Here is an 18,775-nt window from a genome sequence, read left to right on the forward strand (position 1 = left end):
GGGTACGGAGTACAGAGCGGAGTACGGCTTCGAGCACAACAGTCAAACCACCGGAGACCATCGTGAGTGAAGAGAAATTCGAGCACTATCGGCATCCATCGGGCGGATGGGGTTCTCTCAAGGCAGTGACCTCGCATCTTCTTCACGAAGGGATCGCGATCGCGGGTGCCAGAGCGCTGCTGCATCAGAACAAGCCGGACGGATTCATGTGCGTGAGTTGCGCATGGGCGAAGCCGGCGGAGCCGCACCCTGCCGAGTTCTGCGAGAACGGTGCGAAGGCGACGGCCTGGGAGCTCACGTCCAAGCGGCGCACCGCTGAATTCTTTGCATCGAACACCGTCGAAAGACTGCTCCAGATGAGCGACCACGACCTGGAAGCGGGCGGTCGCCTCACCGTCCCGATGAAGTGGGACGCGGCATCGGACCGCTACCTCGAAGTGAGCTGGGAAGACGCGTTCCAGGGTATTGGCGCCGAACTGCGTTCGCTGCGCGAGAGTTCGCCCGAATCGGTGGTCTTCTACACGTCGGGGCGGGCATCGCTGGAAGCGAGCTACATGTACCAGCTCATGGCGCGCCTCTACGGCAACAACAATCTGCCGGACAGCTCCAACATGTGCCATGAAAGCACGTCGGTCGCATTGCCTGAGAGCATCGGCGTTCCGGTGGGAACGGTCGATCTCGGCGACTTCGAGACAACCGATGCGATCTTCTTCTTCGGCCAGAACGTCGGCGTGAGCAGTCCGCGCATGCTGCACCAGCTGCAGGAAGCGCGGCGCCGCGGCGTGCCGATCATCACCTTCAACCCCCTGCGCGAACGCGGGCTCGTGAATTTCGCGAACCCTCAATCGCCCAAGGAAATGCTGACGCCGGCGGACACCACGATCAGCACGCAGTACCTTCAGCTCAAGATCGGCGGCGACATCGCTGCGATGACGGGGCTCTGCAAGGCCGTTCTCGCCGCCGACGACCCGTCGGCCAATGGCGGCCAGGGCAGCACCGTCGACCGTGGATTCATCGCCCAGCACACCCACGGCTTCGATGAATTCCAGCGCTTCGTCGAAGACACGAGCTGGGAGTCCATCGAGCGCGAGAGCGGCTTGCAGCGCGATGCCATCGAAGCGGCAGCACGCGTGTTCGCCAAGGCACGCGCAGTGATCGGCGTCTACGGCATGGGCCTGACGCAGCATCGAAAAGGGGTGCAGAACGTGCAGATGGTGACCAATCTGCTGCTGTTGGGTGGCCACATCGGCCGACCCGGTGCCGGCATCTGCCCCGTGCGCGGGCACTCGAACGTGCAGGGACAGCGCACGGTGGGCATTTCGGAAAAGCCTGAACTCGTGCCGCTGGACAGGCTCGCGGAACTCTATGGCTTCGAGCCGCCGCGGAAGAAGGGACTGAACACGGTCGAGACCTGCGAAGGCGTGCTCGACGGATCGGTGCGCGCCTTCGTCGGGCTCGGCGGCAATTTTGTTCGTGCGGTGCCGGATACGCGCCGCATGGAAGCCGCATGGCGGCGGCTGCGCCTGACGGTCAACATCGCCACCAAGCTCAACCGGACGCATCTGGTGCATGGCGAGGTGTCGTACCTCCTGCCTTGCCTGGGCCGTATCGAGATCGATCGCCAGCGCACCGGACCGCAGACGGTATCGATGGAGGACTCGACCGGCTACTTCCATGCGTCGCACGCCGTGGCGGAGCCGGCCGCGACGACGCTTCGCTCGGAGATCGCGATCGTTGCCGGCATCGCCAAGGCAACGCTGCCGCCGAATCCGCGCGTGCCGTGGGACGACTGGGTCGATGACTACTCGCGCATCCGCGATGCGATCGAGGCGACGTGGCCGGATGTGTTCACCGACTTCAATGCCCGCTTCGGCAAGCCGGGGGGCTTTCAACGGCCGATCTCGGCGAACAAGCACGAGTGGAAGACACCGACCGGCAAGGCCAACTTCGTCTTGCCCGGTTCGCTCGAGGTCGACCCCGATGCGCCGGAGACCGGGCCGGACGTGCTTCGCCTCATGACCATCCGCAGCGACGACCAGTTCAACACCACCATCTACAGCCTGGACGACAGGTTCCGCGGCGTGCATGGCACGCGGCGCGTGCTGTTGATGAACCCGTTCGACATCGACCGGCTCGGCTTCGAGGAAGGCGCCATCGTCCGCGCGACGACCGCGGTGGACGACGGCGAAACACGCGAGGTCGACGGGCTGCGCGTCACGCCCTACAACATCCCGCGCGGCTGTGCCGCCGGCTACTACCCAGAGTGCAATCCGCTTCTGCCGCTGGCCCACCATGCCGAACGCGCGAAGGTGCCCGCGGGCAAGTCGATTCCCATCCGCCTGCAAGCCGGTTCGCCAGCAGCCCACGCTTGACGAGCGGCCATGCAGGACGCGCTCGCGCCAGCCGGAGTCCAGGCCGCTCACATCTATGGGCTGTGGCAGTTCACGCTCATCGTGTGCATGCTCGTCTTCGCCGGCGTGCTGCTCGCGCTGCTCGTCGCCATGCGAAAGGGCTCGTCCGCGCGGCACCCTTCGCCGGCGGTGCCGGATCCCGCCAGCGCGGGCGAGCGGAGCGCAGGACGCGCCGTGCTGGCGGCGACGCTGCTGTCGTCGGCGGGGCTGGTGGTTCTGGTGGGCGCCGACATTTCCACCGATCGATCGCTGTCTCGGCTTGCGGTGGACGACGCGCTGCACATCCGCATGGTCGGGCACTCGTGGTGGTGGGAAGTGTCCTATGGCGCCGAAGGGCAGCCGCCCGATTTCAAGCTCGCCAACGAGCTGCACGTGCCGGTTGGACGCCCGGTCGTGATCGCCCTGGACAGCGTCGACGTGATCCACACCTTCTGGGTTCCGAACCTGCATGGCAAGAAGGACATGCTGCCCGGCCGGCCGACGACCATCGAGTTCAGGGCCGACAAGCCCGGCGTGTACCGCGGGCAATGCGCGGAGTTCTGCGGGCAGGAGCACGCACTGATGGCGCTCTCGGTCACCGCCGAATCGCCGGAAGACTTTGCAGCGTGGGAGGCCTCGCAGCGAGCGCCCGCCGCGCAGCCTTCTGATGCGGAGGCGCTTCGGGGCCAAGCCATCTTCATGTCGGGCACCTGCGCGCAATGCCATGCGATCAAGGGCACGTCGGCGCAAGGCGCGCTCGGACCCGACCTGACGCACCTGGCGGGCCGCAGGACCATCGCGGCCGGCGCCATCGCCAACACGCCGAGCGAACTCGCCGCCTGGATCGTCGATCCCCAAGCCAAGAAGCCTGGCAGCTGGATGCCGGCGAACCCGCTCGCGCCCGACGACGTGCGCGCCCTCGTCGCCTACCTCGGTACCCTCCAATGAAGCCGGCCCAAGCGTCGATCGCCGCGCGCACGAAGCGGGTCGACGGCGAGGATTCGCCCGAAATCGCCGCAGCGCTGATGAATGCATGGCGCGATCCGCCTGGCTGGCGGGGTGTGCTGTCCGCCATCGACCACAAGACCCTGGGCCGGCGCCTCATGCTGACCACCTTCGCCTTTTTTCTGATTGCGGGGCTGCTGGCGCTGGCGATGCGTACGCAGCTCGCAAGGCCCGGCCTGCGCCTCATGAGCCCCGACGTCTACAACCAGCTCTTCACGGTGCACGGCTCCACGATGATGTTTCTCTTCGCGGTGCCCGTCATGCAAGCGGTGGCGGTCTACCTCGTGCCGTTGATGATCGGTGCGCGGTCCATCGCCTTCCCGCGCATGAACGCCTATGCCTACTGGGTGTTCCTCTTCGGCGGAATCTTTCTCTATGCGGGTCTCGTGTTCGGCAACGGGCCGAACACGGGCTGGTTCAGCTACGTCCCGCTGTCCTCGGGCGACTACTCGCCGAGCAAGGGACCCGACATCTGGGCGCAGATGATCACCTTCACCGAGCTGTCGAGCCTGTTGGTCGCGGTCGTGCTCATCACCACCATCTTCAAGATGCGGGCGCCGGGCATGACGCTCGGACGCATGCCGCTCTTCGTATGGGCCACGCTGGTGACGCAGTTCATGGTGCTGTTCGCGATGCCGGCCGTGATGCTGGCGAGCACGTCGCTCATCCTCGACCGCCTGGTCGGCACGCAGTTCTTCAGCCCGCAGCGCGGCGGCGACGTGCTGTTGTGGCAGCACCTGTTCTGGTTCTTCGGTCATCCGGAGGTCTACCTGATCTTCATCCCGCCGCTGGGTTTCATCTCCACCATCATCGCGACCTTCTCGGGGCGGCCGATCTTTGGCTACACGGCCATGGTGCTCGCGCTGATCGCGACGGGGTTCCTGGCGTTCAGCCTGTGGGTCCACCACATGTTCGCCACCAACCTGCCGGAACTCGGCAAGGCCTTCTTTACCGCTTCGAGCCTGTCCATTGCCGTTCCTTCCGCAGTGCAGATCTTCTGCTGGATGGCGACGCTGTGGCACGGGCGCGTGCGGCTTGCGACGCCCCTGTATTTCGTCCTCGCCTTTTTCTTCATCCTCGTGCTGGGCGGGTTGACGGGCCTGATGCTCGGATCGGTCTCGATCGACCTGCAGGTGCACGACACCTACTTCGTCGTCGCCCATCTGCATTACGTGCTGTTCGGCGGCGGGGTGTTTCCGCTCTTCGGGGCGTTCTATTACTGGTTTCCGAAGTTCAGCGGGCGCATGCTGAACGAGAAAGCGGGCCTCTGGCATTTCTGGCTCTTCTTCGTCGGCTTCAACCTCACCTTCTTTCCAATGCATCTGCTGGGTCTGTGGGGCATGCCGCGCCGCGTCTGGACCTATCCCGAGGGCATGGGCTGGGACTCGCTGAACCTCATGGCAACGATCGGTGCCTGGACCATCGGACTCAGCGTGGCGACCTTCCTCGGCAATGTCGCCTGGAGCCTGTGGCGGGGCCGCGTGGCCGGACCGAACCCTTGGGGCGCCTCGACGCTGGAGTGGCTGGCCGCCAGCCCGCCGCGCCCGCACAACTTCAACGTCATTCCCGTGGTCCAGTCCGCGGAACCGCTCTGGGAGCCCAACGGAATACCGTCGACCGTGAGCGGGCTCGCGACCGACGCGCGAGAGGTCCTGGTCACCAGCGTGATCGAGGCGCATCCTGAGAACCGTCCGCTCTTCCCCATGCCCACGGCGTGGCCCTTCTGGAGTGCCGTCGCCACGACCGTGCTTTTCGTCGGATCGGTCTTCACGCCTTGGGCGGTCGTCTGGGCCGCCTTCCCGCTGACCGCGGTCCTGATCGCCTGGTTCTGGCCCAACAAGAGAGAAAACGCCCATGCCGTGGCGCTGGAGCAGAGGCCGTGAGCGTGCCCGGCGCGACGCTCCCTGCCACGCCCGGTGCAAGGCTCGAAGTCGGTCATCTGCCGACCTATGGCTTCGGCACCCGGAGCCTGATGTTCTGGGGCACCCTCGGACTGATGCTGATCGAAGGCACGGTCTTCGGGCTCGGCGTGATGACGTATTTCTACCTGTGGGGCGTTTCGCCCCAATGGCCGCTCGGCGCACCACCGCCGCGCCTCTTGTGGGGCACGATCAACACGGTGCTGCTCTTCGTGAGCATGTGGCCCAACGAACTCGCCAGGCGCGCCGCCAATGCCGAGAACCGGCGCGTGGCACGGCGCTGGCTGGTGGTGTGCGCCTTGTTCGCGATCGCCTTCCTGGCCGTACGCGCGCTGGAGTTCGGCGCGCTCAACATATCGTGGGACGCCAATGCCTACGGCTCCGTCATCTGGATTCTGCTGGGGCTGCATACGACGCACCTGATCACCGACCTTGTCGATACGGTCGTGCTGGGCGTCCTGCTCTTCACCGGCCCCTTCGAAGGCAAGCGGTTCAGCGACGTGAGCGAGAACGCGGTGTACTGGTATTTCGTCGTGGCGAGCTGGCTGCCGATCTATGCGGTCATCTACCTGGCGCCCCTGTTCTGACGACGAAGGGGCTCGAACGTGATCCGCTCGATCCGCTTGCGACATCTCCCGGCAGCAGGATTCGCACTCTGTGGCGCATCGATGGCGCATGCACACACCGGTGCTGCGACGACTGTCGCATGGGCACCTTCATGGAACTTCGAACTCGGTGTGAGTCTGCCGCTGCTGATCTCGGCCCTGCTGTATGCGGCCGGGCACCGGACACTCCTGCAGCGTGCGAGATCAAGCCGCGCGATCCTGAAACGGCAGGCGGTTGCCTTCGCCGCAGGATGGATCGCATTGGTCGCCGCGCTCCTGTCGCCGCTGGACGCGTTGGGCGGCGCTCTTTTTTCGGCGCACATGGTGCAGCATGAATTGATGATGATCGTGGCGGCGCCGTTGCTGGTCATCGGCCGTCCGCTGCTCACGATGCTGTGGGCGTTTCCCGCGCGCGGACGAACGCTCATCGGCAAGGCAATGCGCTCCGGCGGCGTTCGTGGCACATGGCGGTTCATCACGCGGGCGAGCGTCGCCTGGGTCCTGCATGCGGCAGCGCTTTGGCTCTGGCATGCACCGCGCCTGTTCGAGGCGGCCCTGGCTGACCCCGCGATACACGCGTTGCAGCATGCGAGCTTTCTGGGCAGTGCGCTGCTGTTCTGGTGGACGATCTTCGGAGCGCATGCACGAAACCTCAACGGCAACGGCAACGGCAGCAACGGCGGTGCGGCCATGCTCTCGCTGTTCACGACCATGGCCCATACCGGCGCGCTCGGCGCGCTGCTGACGCTGGCACCGGCGCTCTGGTATCCGTCATACATCGAGTCGGCCACCGCATGGGGCTTCGATCCGCTCCAGGACCAGCAACTCGGTGGCCTGGTCATGTGGGTGCCGGGCGGCCTTGCATACCTCGTCGGCGGGCTGGTGGTGGCTGCGCAACGCCTGCTGCAGCGCGACGGGCGTCCCTTGGTTCCAGGTACCGGCGCGGGACCATGAAACGGCAACCACGTCGCCTTGCCCTTGCTTGCGCCGCGATGGCGGCCCTGCAGTGCGCAGCGGCGCCGCCGTCGCTATCCCCGTCCCCATCCGCTCTGCGCGACCAAGGCGAGTACCTCGCGCTGGTCGCTGGCTGCGCGTCTTGCCATACCGATCCGAATGGCGGCCGCCCCTTCGCGGGCGCACGCAGTGTTCCGTCCCCCTTCGGCCCGATCGTGACCACGAACATCACGCCCGACAAGGAGGCCGGCATCGGACGCTACACCTTCGCCGATTTCGAGCGGGCCCTTCGCGACGGCGTCACGCCCAGCGGCCGCCGCCTCTATCCGGCGATGCCGTACACGGCCTACACGAAGATGCGCGAAGAAGACCTCCAGGCGCTCTACGTCTATCTGATGGAAGGCGTCGAGCCGGTGCCCGTGAAGCCACCCGAGACGAAGCTGCCTTTCCCGTTCAACCAGCGCTGGATGCTGCGCCTCTGGCAGCTTGCGTTCCTCAAGAAGGGCGTCTATGAGCCAGAGCCCGGCAGGGATGCCGCCTGGAACCGCGGCGCCTACCTGGTGCAGTCCACCGCGCATTGCGGCAGCTGCCATACGCCGCGCGGAATGGGCTACCAGGAGCGCGGCGAGAACGAGTCGTCGAGCCAGTTCCTTGCGGGCACCGTCACCAATGATTGGTTCGCGCCCAACCTGACGGGCGACTCCGGTGCCGGCCTCGGGCGCATCGACCAGCAAGCGGTCGCCTCCTTCCTGAAGAACGGCAAGGGCGGCGGGCTGGTCGCCTACGGGACCATGGCCGAAACGGTGAACGAATCGCTGCGCTATATCAGTGAAGAAGACGCCAACGCCATCGCCGGCTACCTGAAATCATTGCCGGCGCAGCAGCCTTCGGGCCAGTACGACCCGAAGCCGGACCGTGAGCAGTGGGCAGAAAAGGGCAATCACACCGCAGGCACCCAGTCCGTGGGTGCGGCGGTCTACGCCGGCTTCTGTGCGCAATGCCACCAGCAGGAAGGCAGGGGGCTGCCGCCGGGCATACCCCGCCTGGCGGGCAATCCCAGCGTGCTGGGCAAGGACACGACATCCCTCATCCGTCTGGTGCTCGAAGGCGGACGTGCGGCACAAACGACCGATGAGCCGCCCTCGGAGATGCCTTCGTTCAACCGCACGCTGAACGACGTGCAGATCGCGCAGGTTCTCACCCACATCCGAACGACCTGGGGGAATGACGCGCGCCCGGTGTCGTCCGGCGACGTCGCGAAGCTGCGCCGCAAACTCAAGCGGCCGCCGTGAGCCTGGCCCGGTGCCTTCGCCGCATTCGCAAGGTTTGCAGCATCGACCGCTGAAGCGTCCTACAAACCGGCCAGAGTGCCACGCACATCGATGGGCCGAGGCACTGCATAGCTTTGCATCTGCATCACAGGAGATGACGATGGCACCCGCTTCCAAAGAGCCCACAGCGCCGGCGAACCCGAATGGTCCGCCGCTGAGCAAAGTCATGCCCACAAAAGCGGAGGCGCGGGCCTCGGGGCTGGAGGGCGCCGGGCCGGTGCAGAAAGTCGATCTGGATTCGCCCGAGAACGTCAATCGATGGCTGCGCGAACTCGACGTCACGCGCGATCAGCTCGAAGCAGCGGTGAAGGCGGTCGGCACGAGTGCGACGGAGGTCGAGATGTACCTGAAGGGCAGCCGCTCTTCGACCAATGCCGATCAGTTGACCGGCAAGCCTGGCCCCTGAGGCGAGGCCCTGGCTTCGAGCCCCGTCAGAGCGCCCCCTTGGCAATCCACCGCGTCAACCCAGCTTCGTAGCGCGCCCGCGCGGCTTCGAGCGGTGGCCGGTCATCGGCTTCCCGTGAGTCGTCGAGCGCCATCCGGAAGTAGCCCATCTGAAATGCCAGATAGCACGGCTTGAGAAATCGAAGGAGGTCCTCGTCCAGGCGAACGCCTGCCGCACGCAGCTGCCCGATCAGCGTCAGCTCTTCTTTGTCGGACAGCGACAACTCCACAGTCGCGCCCGCAATGTCCCACGCGACATCCTGGCAACCGACCAGATCGTGCGCCGCGTGGTGGTCGACGGCATCTGTCTTGAGAAAGCGGTCTTCCTGCATCAGCCACTCCCATGCATGCAAACGGCTGTCGGTCTCGATCGGCATCACACGCGCCTGGAGCGAGGCAGCAAGAGACTCCCTGGCTTGCCAGGCCGTGGCCGCCGTGGCTCCGAGGGCCTCTTGCGTGTTGTGGCGCGCCATGGCTTGCAATTGAACCAGCGAAGCGCCACGGCCGCTCGGAGCCGGGAAACGCAGGGCGCGATAAGCAAGATAGGCACTCAGGTGCGCGACAAACCGCGAGCGCAATGGCGGGGCCAACTGCGGCGGCAGCGGCCGCATGTCGTCGCGCCAGCGCTCGACGAGAAAGCCGTGACAGAAGGCCACCGGCTCGGGACAGAAGCCCGCTGCGGCGAGCGCACTCGCACGTTCGAACGCATGCACACCGCGCCGGCCGAGGCCGACGAACTTGGCCAGCCATCGCCGCCCCGACGCATGCGCCAGGTATTTGCGGCGCTCCTGCCATGGATGCGAGGGCGGTCGCGAGGCGGCCGTCGGCTGCAGCTTGCGCCACGCGCCATTGCCGATGTCTTGCAGCGGTTCATCGAGCGGCCCCAGTGCTTGCGCAATCCAGTTCGACAACCGATGGGCCGGATCGCCTGCCTCCAGCACCGAGGCGTCGAAGCCCGAAACCCACTGGGGCGCCTGCGCCCAAAGCCGACGCACCTCATCGCTCGCATGGGCGCCGGGTCCGTTGCCGTGGCTCGGAAAGAGATGAAGCTGGTCCGGCCGAACTCTCGGGCCCGCGCCCGTTAGCCATCGGATCGCCGCCGCCATCGAAGAGCCTGAAAGGCCCGGCCCCTCATCGACAATCGCAAAGCGGCATCCGCCGGGAAGGCGCGCAGGAGCTTCGGCTTCGATGCGGCGCTCGAACGGCGGGCCGGTCGGCCGCAACGTCAGCGGCAGCGGCGCACCGAGTGCGATCGCGACCATCGCCGACAGGCTGGTGCCGATGCTGCGGAGGCCGATCACGCGCCACGGCGCCGCAGGGTCCGAGACTGAAGCTCGGCAGCGCAACGCCGCCTGCAGATAGCTCTCCGGATAGAGCGCATAGAAGGCGTAGCCCTCCGGCGTGCGCATCTCGAGCCATTGGTCCCTTGCCGCGTGGTCGCAGGCGCGAAGCTCGAGCCACGGCAGCGTCGCGGTTTGCGCAAAGCTGCAGTTCCACGACACGGCGCAACAGTGCGCCAGGGCCATCACCAGGCGCATCGCCGTCACTTCCTCGACGCCCGCGGCGTCGACGCCGGAGCGCTCGAAATGCGCATCGGCGAAGCCCTGCGCGAGCATGCCGGCATCGATGAGCAAACCCGTGAGCCGGCCATGGCGCTCCAGTCCGGGTGCCGTCGTATCGACTTGCCGCATGGCGAGCCGAAGCCGCGCGAGCGCCGTGGTCGCGGGCTCCCGCTGTACGGCATCGCCGTAGACCAGCATCACTCCGCCGAAGGAAAGGACCGATAGGCGATGCGCTCGAAAGCCTCGAAGGTCGGGATCGACCACGCCACGACTCGGCCGCGGCGATAGTCCTCGAGCCACCGAACCCAGCACTCGAACTGCGCAGGGGAAGGCGAGATGACCGCGCGGCGCTTCTTCGCGAGGGCAAGCGCATCCAGGGGCGTCGCGCCATGGGCGACCAGCACGCAGAGCGCGAGCGTTGCCGAACGGCCGATGCCGTGCTCGCAATGAATCAGTACGCGGCGCCCCGCGTCCATCCATTGCGTCGCGAACCGCACGCCGTGCGCGAGATGCGTGGATTCGATCGCGCACGTGTCCTCGGTCGGCAGATGCAGCAACACGATGCCATGGCTGCGCAGCAGATGCTCGTCGTCCCTGGCTTCCAGACGCAGGTCGACGACGGCCTCGATGCCGTGTTCACCGGCGAGCCTGTCGACGTGCCGATGATCGAAGCTGCCGCCGACCGCCAGCTGGTCGGTGATCCAGCTGAAGGTGGGCTTCCATTGCGCAACGCGCGTCATGGCTCATGCCATCGAACGAACGGAAACCGCCGGATCGACACGCGCCGGCAGGGGGGTGCGCGCGAAGCTGCCCGGCGCATAGCGGCGCACCATGCGTGCGCAGAACTCGGCGTACTCGCCAACATCCAGCGGCGGGCTCGTGTGATGCGGTGCCTTGCCGCGATGCTCCGGCGTGAAGCAGAAGGTGAGCGTGACGTCGAAGGGCTCCAGCAGCCGCATCTGCCGGTCGAACCATCGATCGGCGTCCGGGCGAAAGCTGTCGGCCCAGCTCAAGCCGGTGCGCAAATGGCGAACGCCGAGCTGACGCAGCCAAAGGACGGCGTCTTCGATGCGCGGATCCTCGAAGTGAAACCACTGGCAGATGCCGAGGGCGGGCGCATAGTCGCTGAAGAGGCGGCAGGCGAGCTTGGGCGTGCCGTCCTCGCGCAACAGGCCCATGTGGAAATGCCGGTAGTAGCTCGACCCTTCGGCCTCACGATGCCGGGTGGTCGCGGGCCACGCCTTCGGAAGATCGTAGAGCGAATACCAGTGAACACGCGGGACGCGGCCGATCAGCAGTTCCGCCGAACGCGAGAGGCCGAACACCTGCACTTCCTCGGCGCCGAAGCTCGAAACCCCCACTTCGGTGACCCACACCGGCATGTTCGCGACAGCTTCGATCTCGGCGATGCGCGAGGGCCATTCATCGATCTGCCAGTTGTTCCAATCCAGCGGAAAGCCGTGAACAGCCACCGCATCCATGAGATCGAGAACGCCATCGTTGCGCAACCGCTCGATGAAGTGCGGATCGATCGGCGAGATGCCGCCCAGGACGCGGACCATCTCGGGGTTCTCCGAGCGCACCGCCATGGCTGCCTCTCGCGCCATGCAGCCGAACTGCGTCCACTCGGGATCGAGCTCCAGATCCCAGTGCGATTTATTGTTGGGCTCGTTCCAGAACTTGACGGCTTCGATCATTTCCGCTGCTCCGAGGGGTCGACCGCCACGTTAACGGCTGGCGCAGGGCGAGGTTCAGGCGGCCCCATCGCTTCGGCATCGCCCCTGATGAAGGCTTCCACCAGCTCGCGCGCTTCGTCATCGGTGAACTGCTGCGGCGGCGACTTCATGAAGTAGCTCGAAGGCGCCAGCACCGGCCCGCCGATGCCGCGATCCTTTGCCAGCTTGGCGCAGCGGATGGCATCGATCACCACGCCCGCCGAGTTGGGCGAGTCCCACACCTCCAGCTTGACTTCGCACTGCAGCGGGACGTTGCCGAAGGTCGTGCCCTCCATGCGGATGTAGCACCACTTGCGATCTTCGAGCCAGGGCACGTGGTCGCTCGGACCCACGTGCACGTCCGCAGCCTTCATCGGATTGCCGAGCTGGCTGGTGACGGCCTGCGTCTTCGAGATCTTCTTGGATTCGAGGCGCTCGCGCTCCAGCATGTTGAGGAAATCGGTGTTGCCGCCAAAGTTGAGCTGATAGGTGCGATCCAGCCGAACTCCGCGCTTGCGAAAAAGATCGGTGAGGATGCGATGCACGATGGTCGCGCCGACCTGCGACTTGATGTCGTCGCCAATGACCGGCAATCCGCGATCCGCAAAGCGCCGCTGCCAGACAGGATCCGACGCGATGAACACCGGCATGCAGTTCACGAAGGCGCAGCCGGCGTCGAGCGCCTGTTGCGCATACCAGCGCGCTGCCTTCTCCGAGCCCACTGGCAGATAGGAGACGACGACATCCGTCCGCGTCTTCCTCAGGACTTCAGCCACGTCCACTGCGGGGCGGCGCGCGATGGGGACCACGCCCTTGAGATAGCGGCCGATGCCGTCATGGGTGGCTCCGCGTTTCACGTCCACGCCGATCCGCGCAACGTCGGCAAAGCGGATCGTGTTGTTGGGCGGCGCGAAGATCGCTTCGCCGAGATCGCGGCCCACCTTGTGCGCGCTCACGTCGAAGGCCGCGCTGAATTCAATGGCGCCCGCGTGATAGCCCGCGAGATCGACGTGCATCAAGCCGGGCACGAAATCGCCTGCGGCACCTTGATAGAACGTCACGCCCTGCACGAGCGAGCAAGCGCAGTTGCCCACGCCGACGATGGCAACCCGAACCTTCTTCATGGCTGAACCCTTTGTTGTTCGATCGCCGCTGTGTCAAAGCAGCAGTGTCGCGGAGCGCGACGAAACCAAATCTACAGCCGTTGGTTTCGAAGCGCCTCAGGAAAGTTGCTTGTTTAAGGCGAAACCAACTCAGCCGTGACGTAACCGCGTTTTCTTCCTACGCCTCGATCGGCGCGCTCGTACAAAGCGCTGGATTTCGAATGCAGCAACTTTGATCCATCGCGCAACGCGACCAGAACAACGCAAGAAGCAACGACGAAGCAACGAACGAACAACGAAGAAACACGAAGAAAGGGTCTCATGGCACAGCACGTACTCATCACCGGCGGCGCCGGCTTCATCGGCTCGCACGTCGCGGACGAACTCCTCTCGCACGGTTATCGCGTTCGCGCGCTGGACACGCTCGCGTCGCAAGTGCATGGCGAGCGCCCTCGACGTCCGAGCTACCTGGACCCGGAAGTCGAGTTGATGCAAGGTGACGTGTGCGACCCGGCGCTCGTCCGCAAGGCGCTCGAAGGCGTCGACGCGGTCTATCACTTCGCCTCGGCGGTGGGGGTCGGCCAAAGCATGTACCAGGTCGCGCACTACACGCGCGCCAACAACCTCGGGACTGCGGTGCTGCTCGAGGCGCTGATCGAGCGCCCCGTCGCTCAACTGCTGGTGGCTTCGAGCATGAGTGTCTATGGCGAAGGGCTCTATCGCACGCGCGAAGGCGAGGTCCGCGTGGTGGGGGAGCGCTCGTTCGATCAACTGCGCCGCGGCGACTGGGAACTGCACGACGCCGAAGGGCATGTGCTGTCACCTGCGCCGACGCCTGAAGACAAGCCGCCGGCACTTGCCTCCGTGTATGCGCTGTCGAAGTTCGATCAGGAACGCATGTGCCTGATGATCGGCCGGGCCTTCGGCTTCAAGACGGTCGGCTTGCGATTCTTTAACGCCTATGGGCCGCGCCAGGCACTGTCGAATCCCTACACGGGCGTGCTGGCGATCTTCGCGTCGCGCCTGCTCAACGACAGTCCGCCGCTGATCTTCGAAGACGGCCAGCAGCAGCGCGACTTCGTGAGCGTGTATGACATCGCGCGCGCCTGCAGGCTTGCGCTTGAAACGCCTGCAGCAGCGGGCGAGGTCTTCAACGTGGGCAGCGGCAAGCCGAGCTCGGTCGTGGAGATCGCCCGTCGGCTGGCGGAGGTCGTGGGCAAGGAGCAGGTGCATCCCGAGGTGACCGGCAAGTACCGTGTGGGAGACATCCGCCATTGCTACGCCGACATCCGCCGTGCACGCGAAGTCCTGGGCTATGAGCCACAGGTCGATCTGCAGGAAGGCTTGTCGGAGTTGGCGGCATGGCTCGAGGGCCAGGCGGCGGTGGACCACGTCGTTCGGGCTCGTGACGAACTCACCGCCCGGGGGTTGGCGCTATGACGAGTCGCGTGACCCGAACGCATGGCGTGAACGGCAACCACGCGGCAGGACCGCGCAAGGCGCAATCCATCCGCTTCGGCCGCGATGAAGACCTCACGCTCATCACCGGCGGCGCCGGGTTCATCGGCTCCAACCTGGCGCATCGCCTGATGAGCGAGCGCAGGACGGTGCTGGTCTATGACAACCTTTCGAGGCCCGGCGTTGAGGCCAACCTCGAATGGCTCAGGCAGCAACATGGCGAGCGCCTTTCGGTGATGGTCGAAGACGTGCGCGACGCCGAAGCGGTGCGATGGGCCGTGGGCAGGGCGCGGCGGATTTTTCATTTCGCTGCGCAGGTCGCTGTGACCACCAGCCTCGTCGACCCGATGGAAGACTTCGGGGTCAATGCGCTGGGAACGCTCAATGTGCTGGAAGCCGCGCGTGCTCAGCCCCGCGCGCCTTCGATCGTGCTGACGTCGACGAACAAGGTCTACGGTGGCCTCGACGACGTGGCCCTGGAGTTGAGCGGGCAACGCTACGCGCCGGCTTCACCCGAGACGCTGGCGCATGGCATTTCGGAAGACAGGCCGCTCGATTTCCATAGCCCCTACGGATGCTCGAAGGGAACGGCGGACCAGTACGTTCACGACTATGCGCGCAGCTTCGGCCTGCGGACCGTGGTGTTCCGGATGAGCTGCATTTACGGCCAGCGGCAGTTCGGCACGGAAGACCAGGGCTGGGTCGCCCACTTCCTGCTGCGCGCATTGCGGCGCGAGCCGATCACGATCTTCGGCGACGGCAGGCAGGTGCGAGACATCCTGCACGTGGACGACCTGGTGAACGCGATGGTTCTTGCCGACGAGCATATGGAGCGGCTTTCGGGACAGGCTTTCAACATGGGCGGCGGGGTGGACAACGTCATCAGCTTGCTGGACCTGCTCGATCGCATCGAGGCGATCGACGGCACGCGGCCGAAGGTGGACTTCGATGCCTGGCGAGTGGGCGACCAGCGCTACTACGTCTCGGACACCCGGCGCTTCCAGCGGGCGACGGGCTGGCGTCCGCAGACGAGTGCCGACCACGGCATCGAGCGACTCTACGCATGGCTGCGCGAGATGCGGCGAACGTCCGTCTCGGCTCCCGCGGGGAAGTCCCTGGTCGCCGAGGGAGATGCCAAGTGCTTGCGGGCGTGATCGCCTCGCCGGGCCACGTACTGCTCAAGCACGTGCCACGGCCTGAGCCCGGTCCAGGCCAGGTCCTTCTGCGGCTCGAAGGTTCGGGCGTTTGCGCATCGAGCATTCCGCTCTGGGAAGGCCGGGAATGGTTTCAGTACCCGCAGGCCGCGGGCGCGCCGGGTCACGAGGGCTGGGGCCGCGTGGAGGCATGCGGGGAGGGCGTCACCCAAGTGCGCGTCGGCCAGCGCGTGGCCGCGCTCAGCTACTGCGCCCACGCCGAGTACGACGTGGCCGATGCAAGCGCCGTGGTCCCGCTGCCGCCCATGCTCGACGGCATGCCGGTGCCCGGTGAGCCGCTGGGTTGCGCCTTCAACATCTTCCGGCGCAGCGGCATTGCCGCCGGACAGACGGTCGCGATCGTCGGCATCGGCTTTCTCGGCGCATTGCTCACGCGAATGGCCTCCAGCGCGGGTGCACGCGTGATCGCCATCTCCCGAAGGCCCTTTGCGCTGGACATCGCGAGGGCCTGCGGCGCGCAAGAAGCCGTCGAGATGAACGACCACTGGCGCGTCATCGAACAGGTCAAGCGCCTCACCGATGGGCATTTGTGCGAGCGCGTGATCGAAGCCGTCGGGCTGCAGGCGCCGCTCGATCTGGCAGGCGAACTCACCGCCGAAGGCGGACGGCTGGTGATTGCCGGCTATCACCAGGACGGAACAAGACAGGTGAACATGCAGCTCTGGAACTGGCGGGGCATCGATGTCATCAATGCGCACGAGCGTGACCCCGCGCGCGCGATCGTGGGCATCCGCGGCGCCGTGGACATGCTGTGCTCGGGCGTGTTCGACACCTTGCCGCTCATCACGCATCGTGTGGGCCTCGATGAATTGGGCAGCGCCCTCGCCATGACACGCGACCGGCCCGACGGCTTCCTCAAGGCCGTCGTCACGACCGGCTGAGGAGCTGCGATGAGCGAACAGATCAAGCAACTGCGCGTGCCGGCCGGCTCGGACGCGAAGCCCGCTGCCACCACGCGCCGGCCGAGGCTCGGCTTTCTTGGCGTCGGATGGATCGGCCGCAATCGCCTGCGCGCCATCGCCGATGCGGACGTTGCGGACATCGTTGCCGTGGCAGACCCCGACACGGCATTGCGCACGCACACGCTGGCCCTGGCGCCGGACGCCGCCACCTGCGAGAGCCTCGAAGCACTGCTGGACCTCGAACTCGATGGCGTGGTGATCGCCACTCCGAGCGCGCTGCATGCGGGGCAAGCCGAGGCTGCGTTGGCGAAAGGCGTCGCCGTTTTCTGCCAGAAGCCGCTGGCTCGCACGGCGGCAGAAGCGCAGAAGGTCATTGCGGCGGCACGGCGGTCGAACCGGCTGCTGGGCGTCGATCTTTCGTACCGCCACACCAGCGCGATGCGAGGCATACGCGCCGCTGTGCGGGAAGGCGAGATCGGCGACGTCTACGCCATCGACCTTGTCTTCCACAACGCCTATGGGCCGGACAAAGCCTGGTTCCGCGATCCAAAGCTCTCCGGCGGCGGTTGCGTGATCGATCTCGGCACGCATCTGGTCGATCTCGCCTTGTGGACGCTCGGCGCCTGGGAGGTGAGTGACGTCGCCGCGCAGCTCTTTGCCGGCGGCCGGCGGCTCGGCCCGCGCCCCGAGGTGGTGGAAGACCACGCCATCGTGCAGTTCAACCTCCACAGCGGCCCTGATGGGTTCGTGGCTGTGAGGCTGGCCTGCTCGTGGAACCTGTCGGTCGGGCGCGACGCCGTCATCGAGGCGCACTTCCACGGCACGCGTGGCGGCCTGGCAATGCGCAATGTCGGCGGATCGTTTCTCGACTTCGTGGCCGAGCGCTTCGACGGCACCCGCAGCACAGTGCTTGCGGCGCCGCCGGACGACTGGGGCGGCCGCGCTGCACTGGAGTGGGTTCGCCGGCTCGCCGGCGGCGAGGGCTTCGACCCCGAAATCCGAAGCGTGGGGGAGGTCGCGCGCGTCCTGGATGCCGTCTATGGCCGATGACGTTCGCATCCGGACAGTGCTGATGACTACCGACAGCGTCGGGGGCGTCTGGACGCACGCCTTGGAACTCGCGCGTGCGCTGGGCCGTCGCGGGGTGCGCGTCGCGCTTGCGACGATGGGCGCACCCTTGCTGCCGTCGCAGCGCGAAGCGGTCATGCAATTGCCCACGACCACCGTCTACGAAAGCAGCTATCGGCTCGAATGGATGGAGAACCCGTGGGCTGATGTGCGAGAGGCTGGCGATTGGCTGCTGCGGCTCGAACGTGCGCTGCAGCCGGACGTCGTTCATCTCAATCAGTTTGCCTTCGGTGCGCTGCCCTTCGTGGCGCCCAAGTTGCTGGTCGCGCATTCGTGCGTGCTCTCGTGGTGGCGCGCCGTGCACGACCAGCCCGCACCGGCGCTGTGGACGCGCTACCGGCATGAAGTCAGGCGCGGGCTCCATGGGGCGGACCTCGTCGGCGCGCCCACGCTGGCCATGCTGAATTCGCTCGCCACGAACTATGGCTATTGGGGCGGCGGCGTGGTGTTGCCCAACGGCCGCAGCGTGCCGACTTTTTCGCCCGGCCCCAAGGAAGAAGTGATTCTGTTCGCCGGCAGGCTATGGGACGCCGCCAAGAACATCCAGGCGCTGGAGGCGGTCGCGCCGCACCTGCCGTGGCCGATTCGCGTCGCCGGATCCGCGGCGGCACCAGGTGGCCACGCGGTCGAGCCGAGCGGTGTCGTCAAGCTGGGTGAACTGTCGCCGAAGAGCCTGGCTGCCGAGCTGGCGCGCGCGGCCATCTACGCGCTGCCCGCGCGCTACGAGCCCTTCGGGCAGAGCGCACTGGAGGCAGGGCTCGCAGGCTGTGCACTCGTGCTGGGCGACCTGGAGAGCCTGCGCGAAGTGTGGGGCGACGCGGCGCTGTACGTGGAGCCCGATGACCACGACAAGCTTCGCTTGACGCTGCGCCGGCTGATCGCGGAGCCATCCTGGCGCATGCACCGCGGCCGGCTGGCGCGCGCGCGTGCCTTGCGCTATGGGCCCGAAGGCATGGTGCGGGCCTATTTCGACGCGTACCGCCGCGCTCATGGCGATGCGGGCGATGCGGGCGCCGTCAATGCCATATCGCATGCGGAGGGCTGA

At 66.3% G+C, this 18,775-nt stretch carries 16 protein-coding genes; 12 read left to right on the plus strand and 4 right to left on the minus strand.

Features of this window, described 5'->3' with window-relative positions:
* The first annotated feature begins 59 nt into the window (after window positions 1–59).
* The 7 genes from AC1DEK_RS26875 (at window position 60) to AC1DEK_RS26905 (ending at window position 8,610) form a co-directional block, all read left to right on the plus strand.
* On the plus strand, window positions 60–2,372 hold the full coding sequence (locus AC1DEK_RS26875; RefSeq protein WP_478128419.1) for an FdhF/YdeP family oxidoreductase: 2,313 nt from the start codon (window positions 60–62) through the stop codon (window positions 2,370–2,372).
* A 9-nt stretch (window positions 2,373–2,381) separates the two neighbouring features.
* The gene (locus AC1DEK_RS26880; protein ID WP_478128367.1) at window positions 2,382–3,338 is read left to right on the plus strand and encodes a cytochrome c oxidase subunit II; all 957 of its coding nucleotides are present in this window, start codon (window positions 2,382–2,384) and stop codon (window positions 3,336–3,338) included.
* Complete coding sequence (gene ctaD, locus AC1DEK_RS26885) at window positions 3,335–5,278, plus strand: cytochrome c oxidase subunit I (protein ID WP_478128368.1); 1,944 nt, start codon at window positions 3,335–3,337, stop codon at window positions 5,276–5,278. Before AC1DEK_RS26880 ends, ctaD begins: the two co-directional genes overlap by 4 nt.
* Window positions 5,275–5,901 carry a cytochrome c oxidase subunit 3 gene (locus AC1DEK_RS26890; RefSeq protein WP_478128369.1) on the plus strand — a complete coding sequence of 209 codons (627 nt, stop codon included), beginning with the start codon at window positions 5,275–5,277 and terminating at the stop codon, window positions 5,899–5,901. Before ctaD ends, AC1DEK_RS26890 begins: the two co-directional genes overlap by 4 nt.
* An 81-nt stretch (window positions 5,902–5,982) precedes the next feature.
* Window positions 5,983–6,873 carry a cytochrome c oxidase assembly protein gene (locus tag AC1DEK_RS26895; RefSeq protein ID WP_478128420.1) on the plus strand — a complete coding sequence of 297 codons (891 nt, stop codon included), beginning with the start codon at window positions 5,983–5,985 and terminating at the stop codon, window positions 6,871–6,873.
* Window positions 6,870–8,165, plus strand: coding sequence for a c-type cytochrome (locus AC1DEK_RS26900; protein WP_478128370.1), 1,296 nt, complete (start codon window positions 6,870–6,872; stop codon window positions 8,163–8,165). Before AC1DEK_RS26895 ends, AC1DEK_RS26900 begins: the two co-directional genes overlap by 4 nt.
* A 205-nt stretch (window positions 8,166–8,370) precedes the next feature.
* On the plus strand, window positions 8,371–8,610 hold the full coding sequence (locus AC1DEK_RS26905) for a DUF3606 domain-containing protein (protein ID WP_478128371.1): 240 nt from the start codon (window positions 8,371–8,373) through the stop codon (window positions 8,608–8,610).
* A 25-nt stretch (window positions 8,611–8,635) separates the two neighbouring features.
* Here AC1DEK_RS26905 and AC1DEK_RS26910 read toward each other — a convergent pair whose 3' ends face one another.
* The 4 genes from AC1DEK_RS26910 to AC1DEK_RS26925 are packed head-to-tail and all read right to left on the minus strand — an operon-like array spanning window position 8,636 to window position 13,049.
* A complete protein-coding gene (locus AC1DEK_RS26910) occupies window positions 8,636–10,474 on the minus strand; it encodes a hypothetical protein (protein ID WP_478128372.1) in 1,839 nt (612 codons plus the stop codon).
* Window positions 10,408–10,950, minus strand: coding sequence for a protein-tyrosine phosphatase family protein (locus AC1DEK_RS26915; protein WP_478128373.1), 543 nt, complete (start codon window positions 10,948–10,950; stop codon window positions 10,408–10,410). Before AC1DEK_RS26915 ends, AC1DEK_RS26910 begins: the two co-directional genes overlap by 67 nt.
* Before the next feature lie 3 nt (window positions 10,951–10,953).
* Window positions 10,954–11,907, minus strand: coding sequence for a glycoside hydrolase 5 family protein (locus AC1DEK_RS26920; RefSeq protein ID WP_478128374.1), 954 nt, complete (start codon window positions 11,905–11,907; stop codon window positions 10,954–10,956).
* Window positions 11,904–13,049, minus strand: a complete 1,146-nt coding sequence (locus AC1DEK_RS26925) for an inositol-3-phosphate synthase (protein ID WP_478128375.1) — start codon at window positions 13,047–13,049, stop codon at window positions 11,904–11,906. Before AC1DEK_RS26925 ends, AC1DEK_RS26920 begins: the two co-directional genes overlap by 4 nt.
* A 300-nt stretch (window positions 13,050–13,349) precedes the next feature.
* On the opposite strand from AC1DEK_RS26925, the gene AC1DEK_RS26930 reads away from it, so the two are divergent.
* From AC1DEK_RS26930 to AC1DEK_RS26950, 5 genes are read left to right on the plus strand one after another with little or no spacing between them, the layout of a single operon-like run.
* A complete protein-coding gene (locus tag AC1DEK_RS26930; protein WP_478128376.1) occupies window positions 13,350–14,468 on the plus strand; it encodes an NAD-dependent epimerase/dehydratase family protein in 1,119 nt (372 codons plus the stop codon).
* Window positions 14,469–14,476: 8 nt separating this feature from the next.
* Window positions 14,477–15,640, plus strand: coding sequence for a GDP-mannose 4,6-dehydratase (locus AC1DEK_RS26935; RefSeq protein ID WP_478128377.1), 1,164 nt, complete (start codon window positions 14,477–14,479; stop codon window positions 15,638–15,640).
* Complete coding sequence (locus tag AC1DEK_RS26940; RefSeq protein WP_478128378.1) at window positions 15,625–16,581, plus strand: MDR/zinc-dependent alcohol dehydrogenase-like family protein; 957 nt, start codon at window positions 15,625–15,627, stop codon at window positions 16,579–16,581. Before AC1DEK_RS26935 ends, AC1DEK_RS26940 begins: the two co-directional genes overlap by 16 nt.
* A 9-nt stretch (window positions 16,582–16,590) precedes the next feature.
* Window positions 16,591–17,652 carry a Gfo/Idh/MocA family protein gene (locus AC1DEK_RS26945; RefSeq protein WP_478128379.1) on the plus strand — a complete coding sequence of 354 codons (1,062 nt, stop codon included), beginning with the start codon at window positions 16,591–16,593 and terminating at the stop codon, window positions 17,650–17,652.
* Entirely contained in the window at window positions 17,642–18,775 is a 1,134-nt protein-coding gene (locus tag AC1DEK_RS26950) for a glycosyltransferase family 4 protein (RefSeq protein WP_478128380.1), read from the plus strand. Before AC1DEK_RS26945 ends, AC1DEK_RS26950 begins: the two co-directional genes overlap by 11 nt.

It is taken from the genome of Variovorax sp. 10N420, from assembly GCF_056394705.1.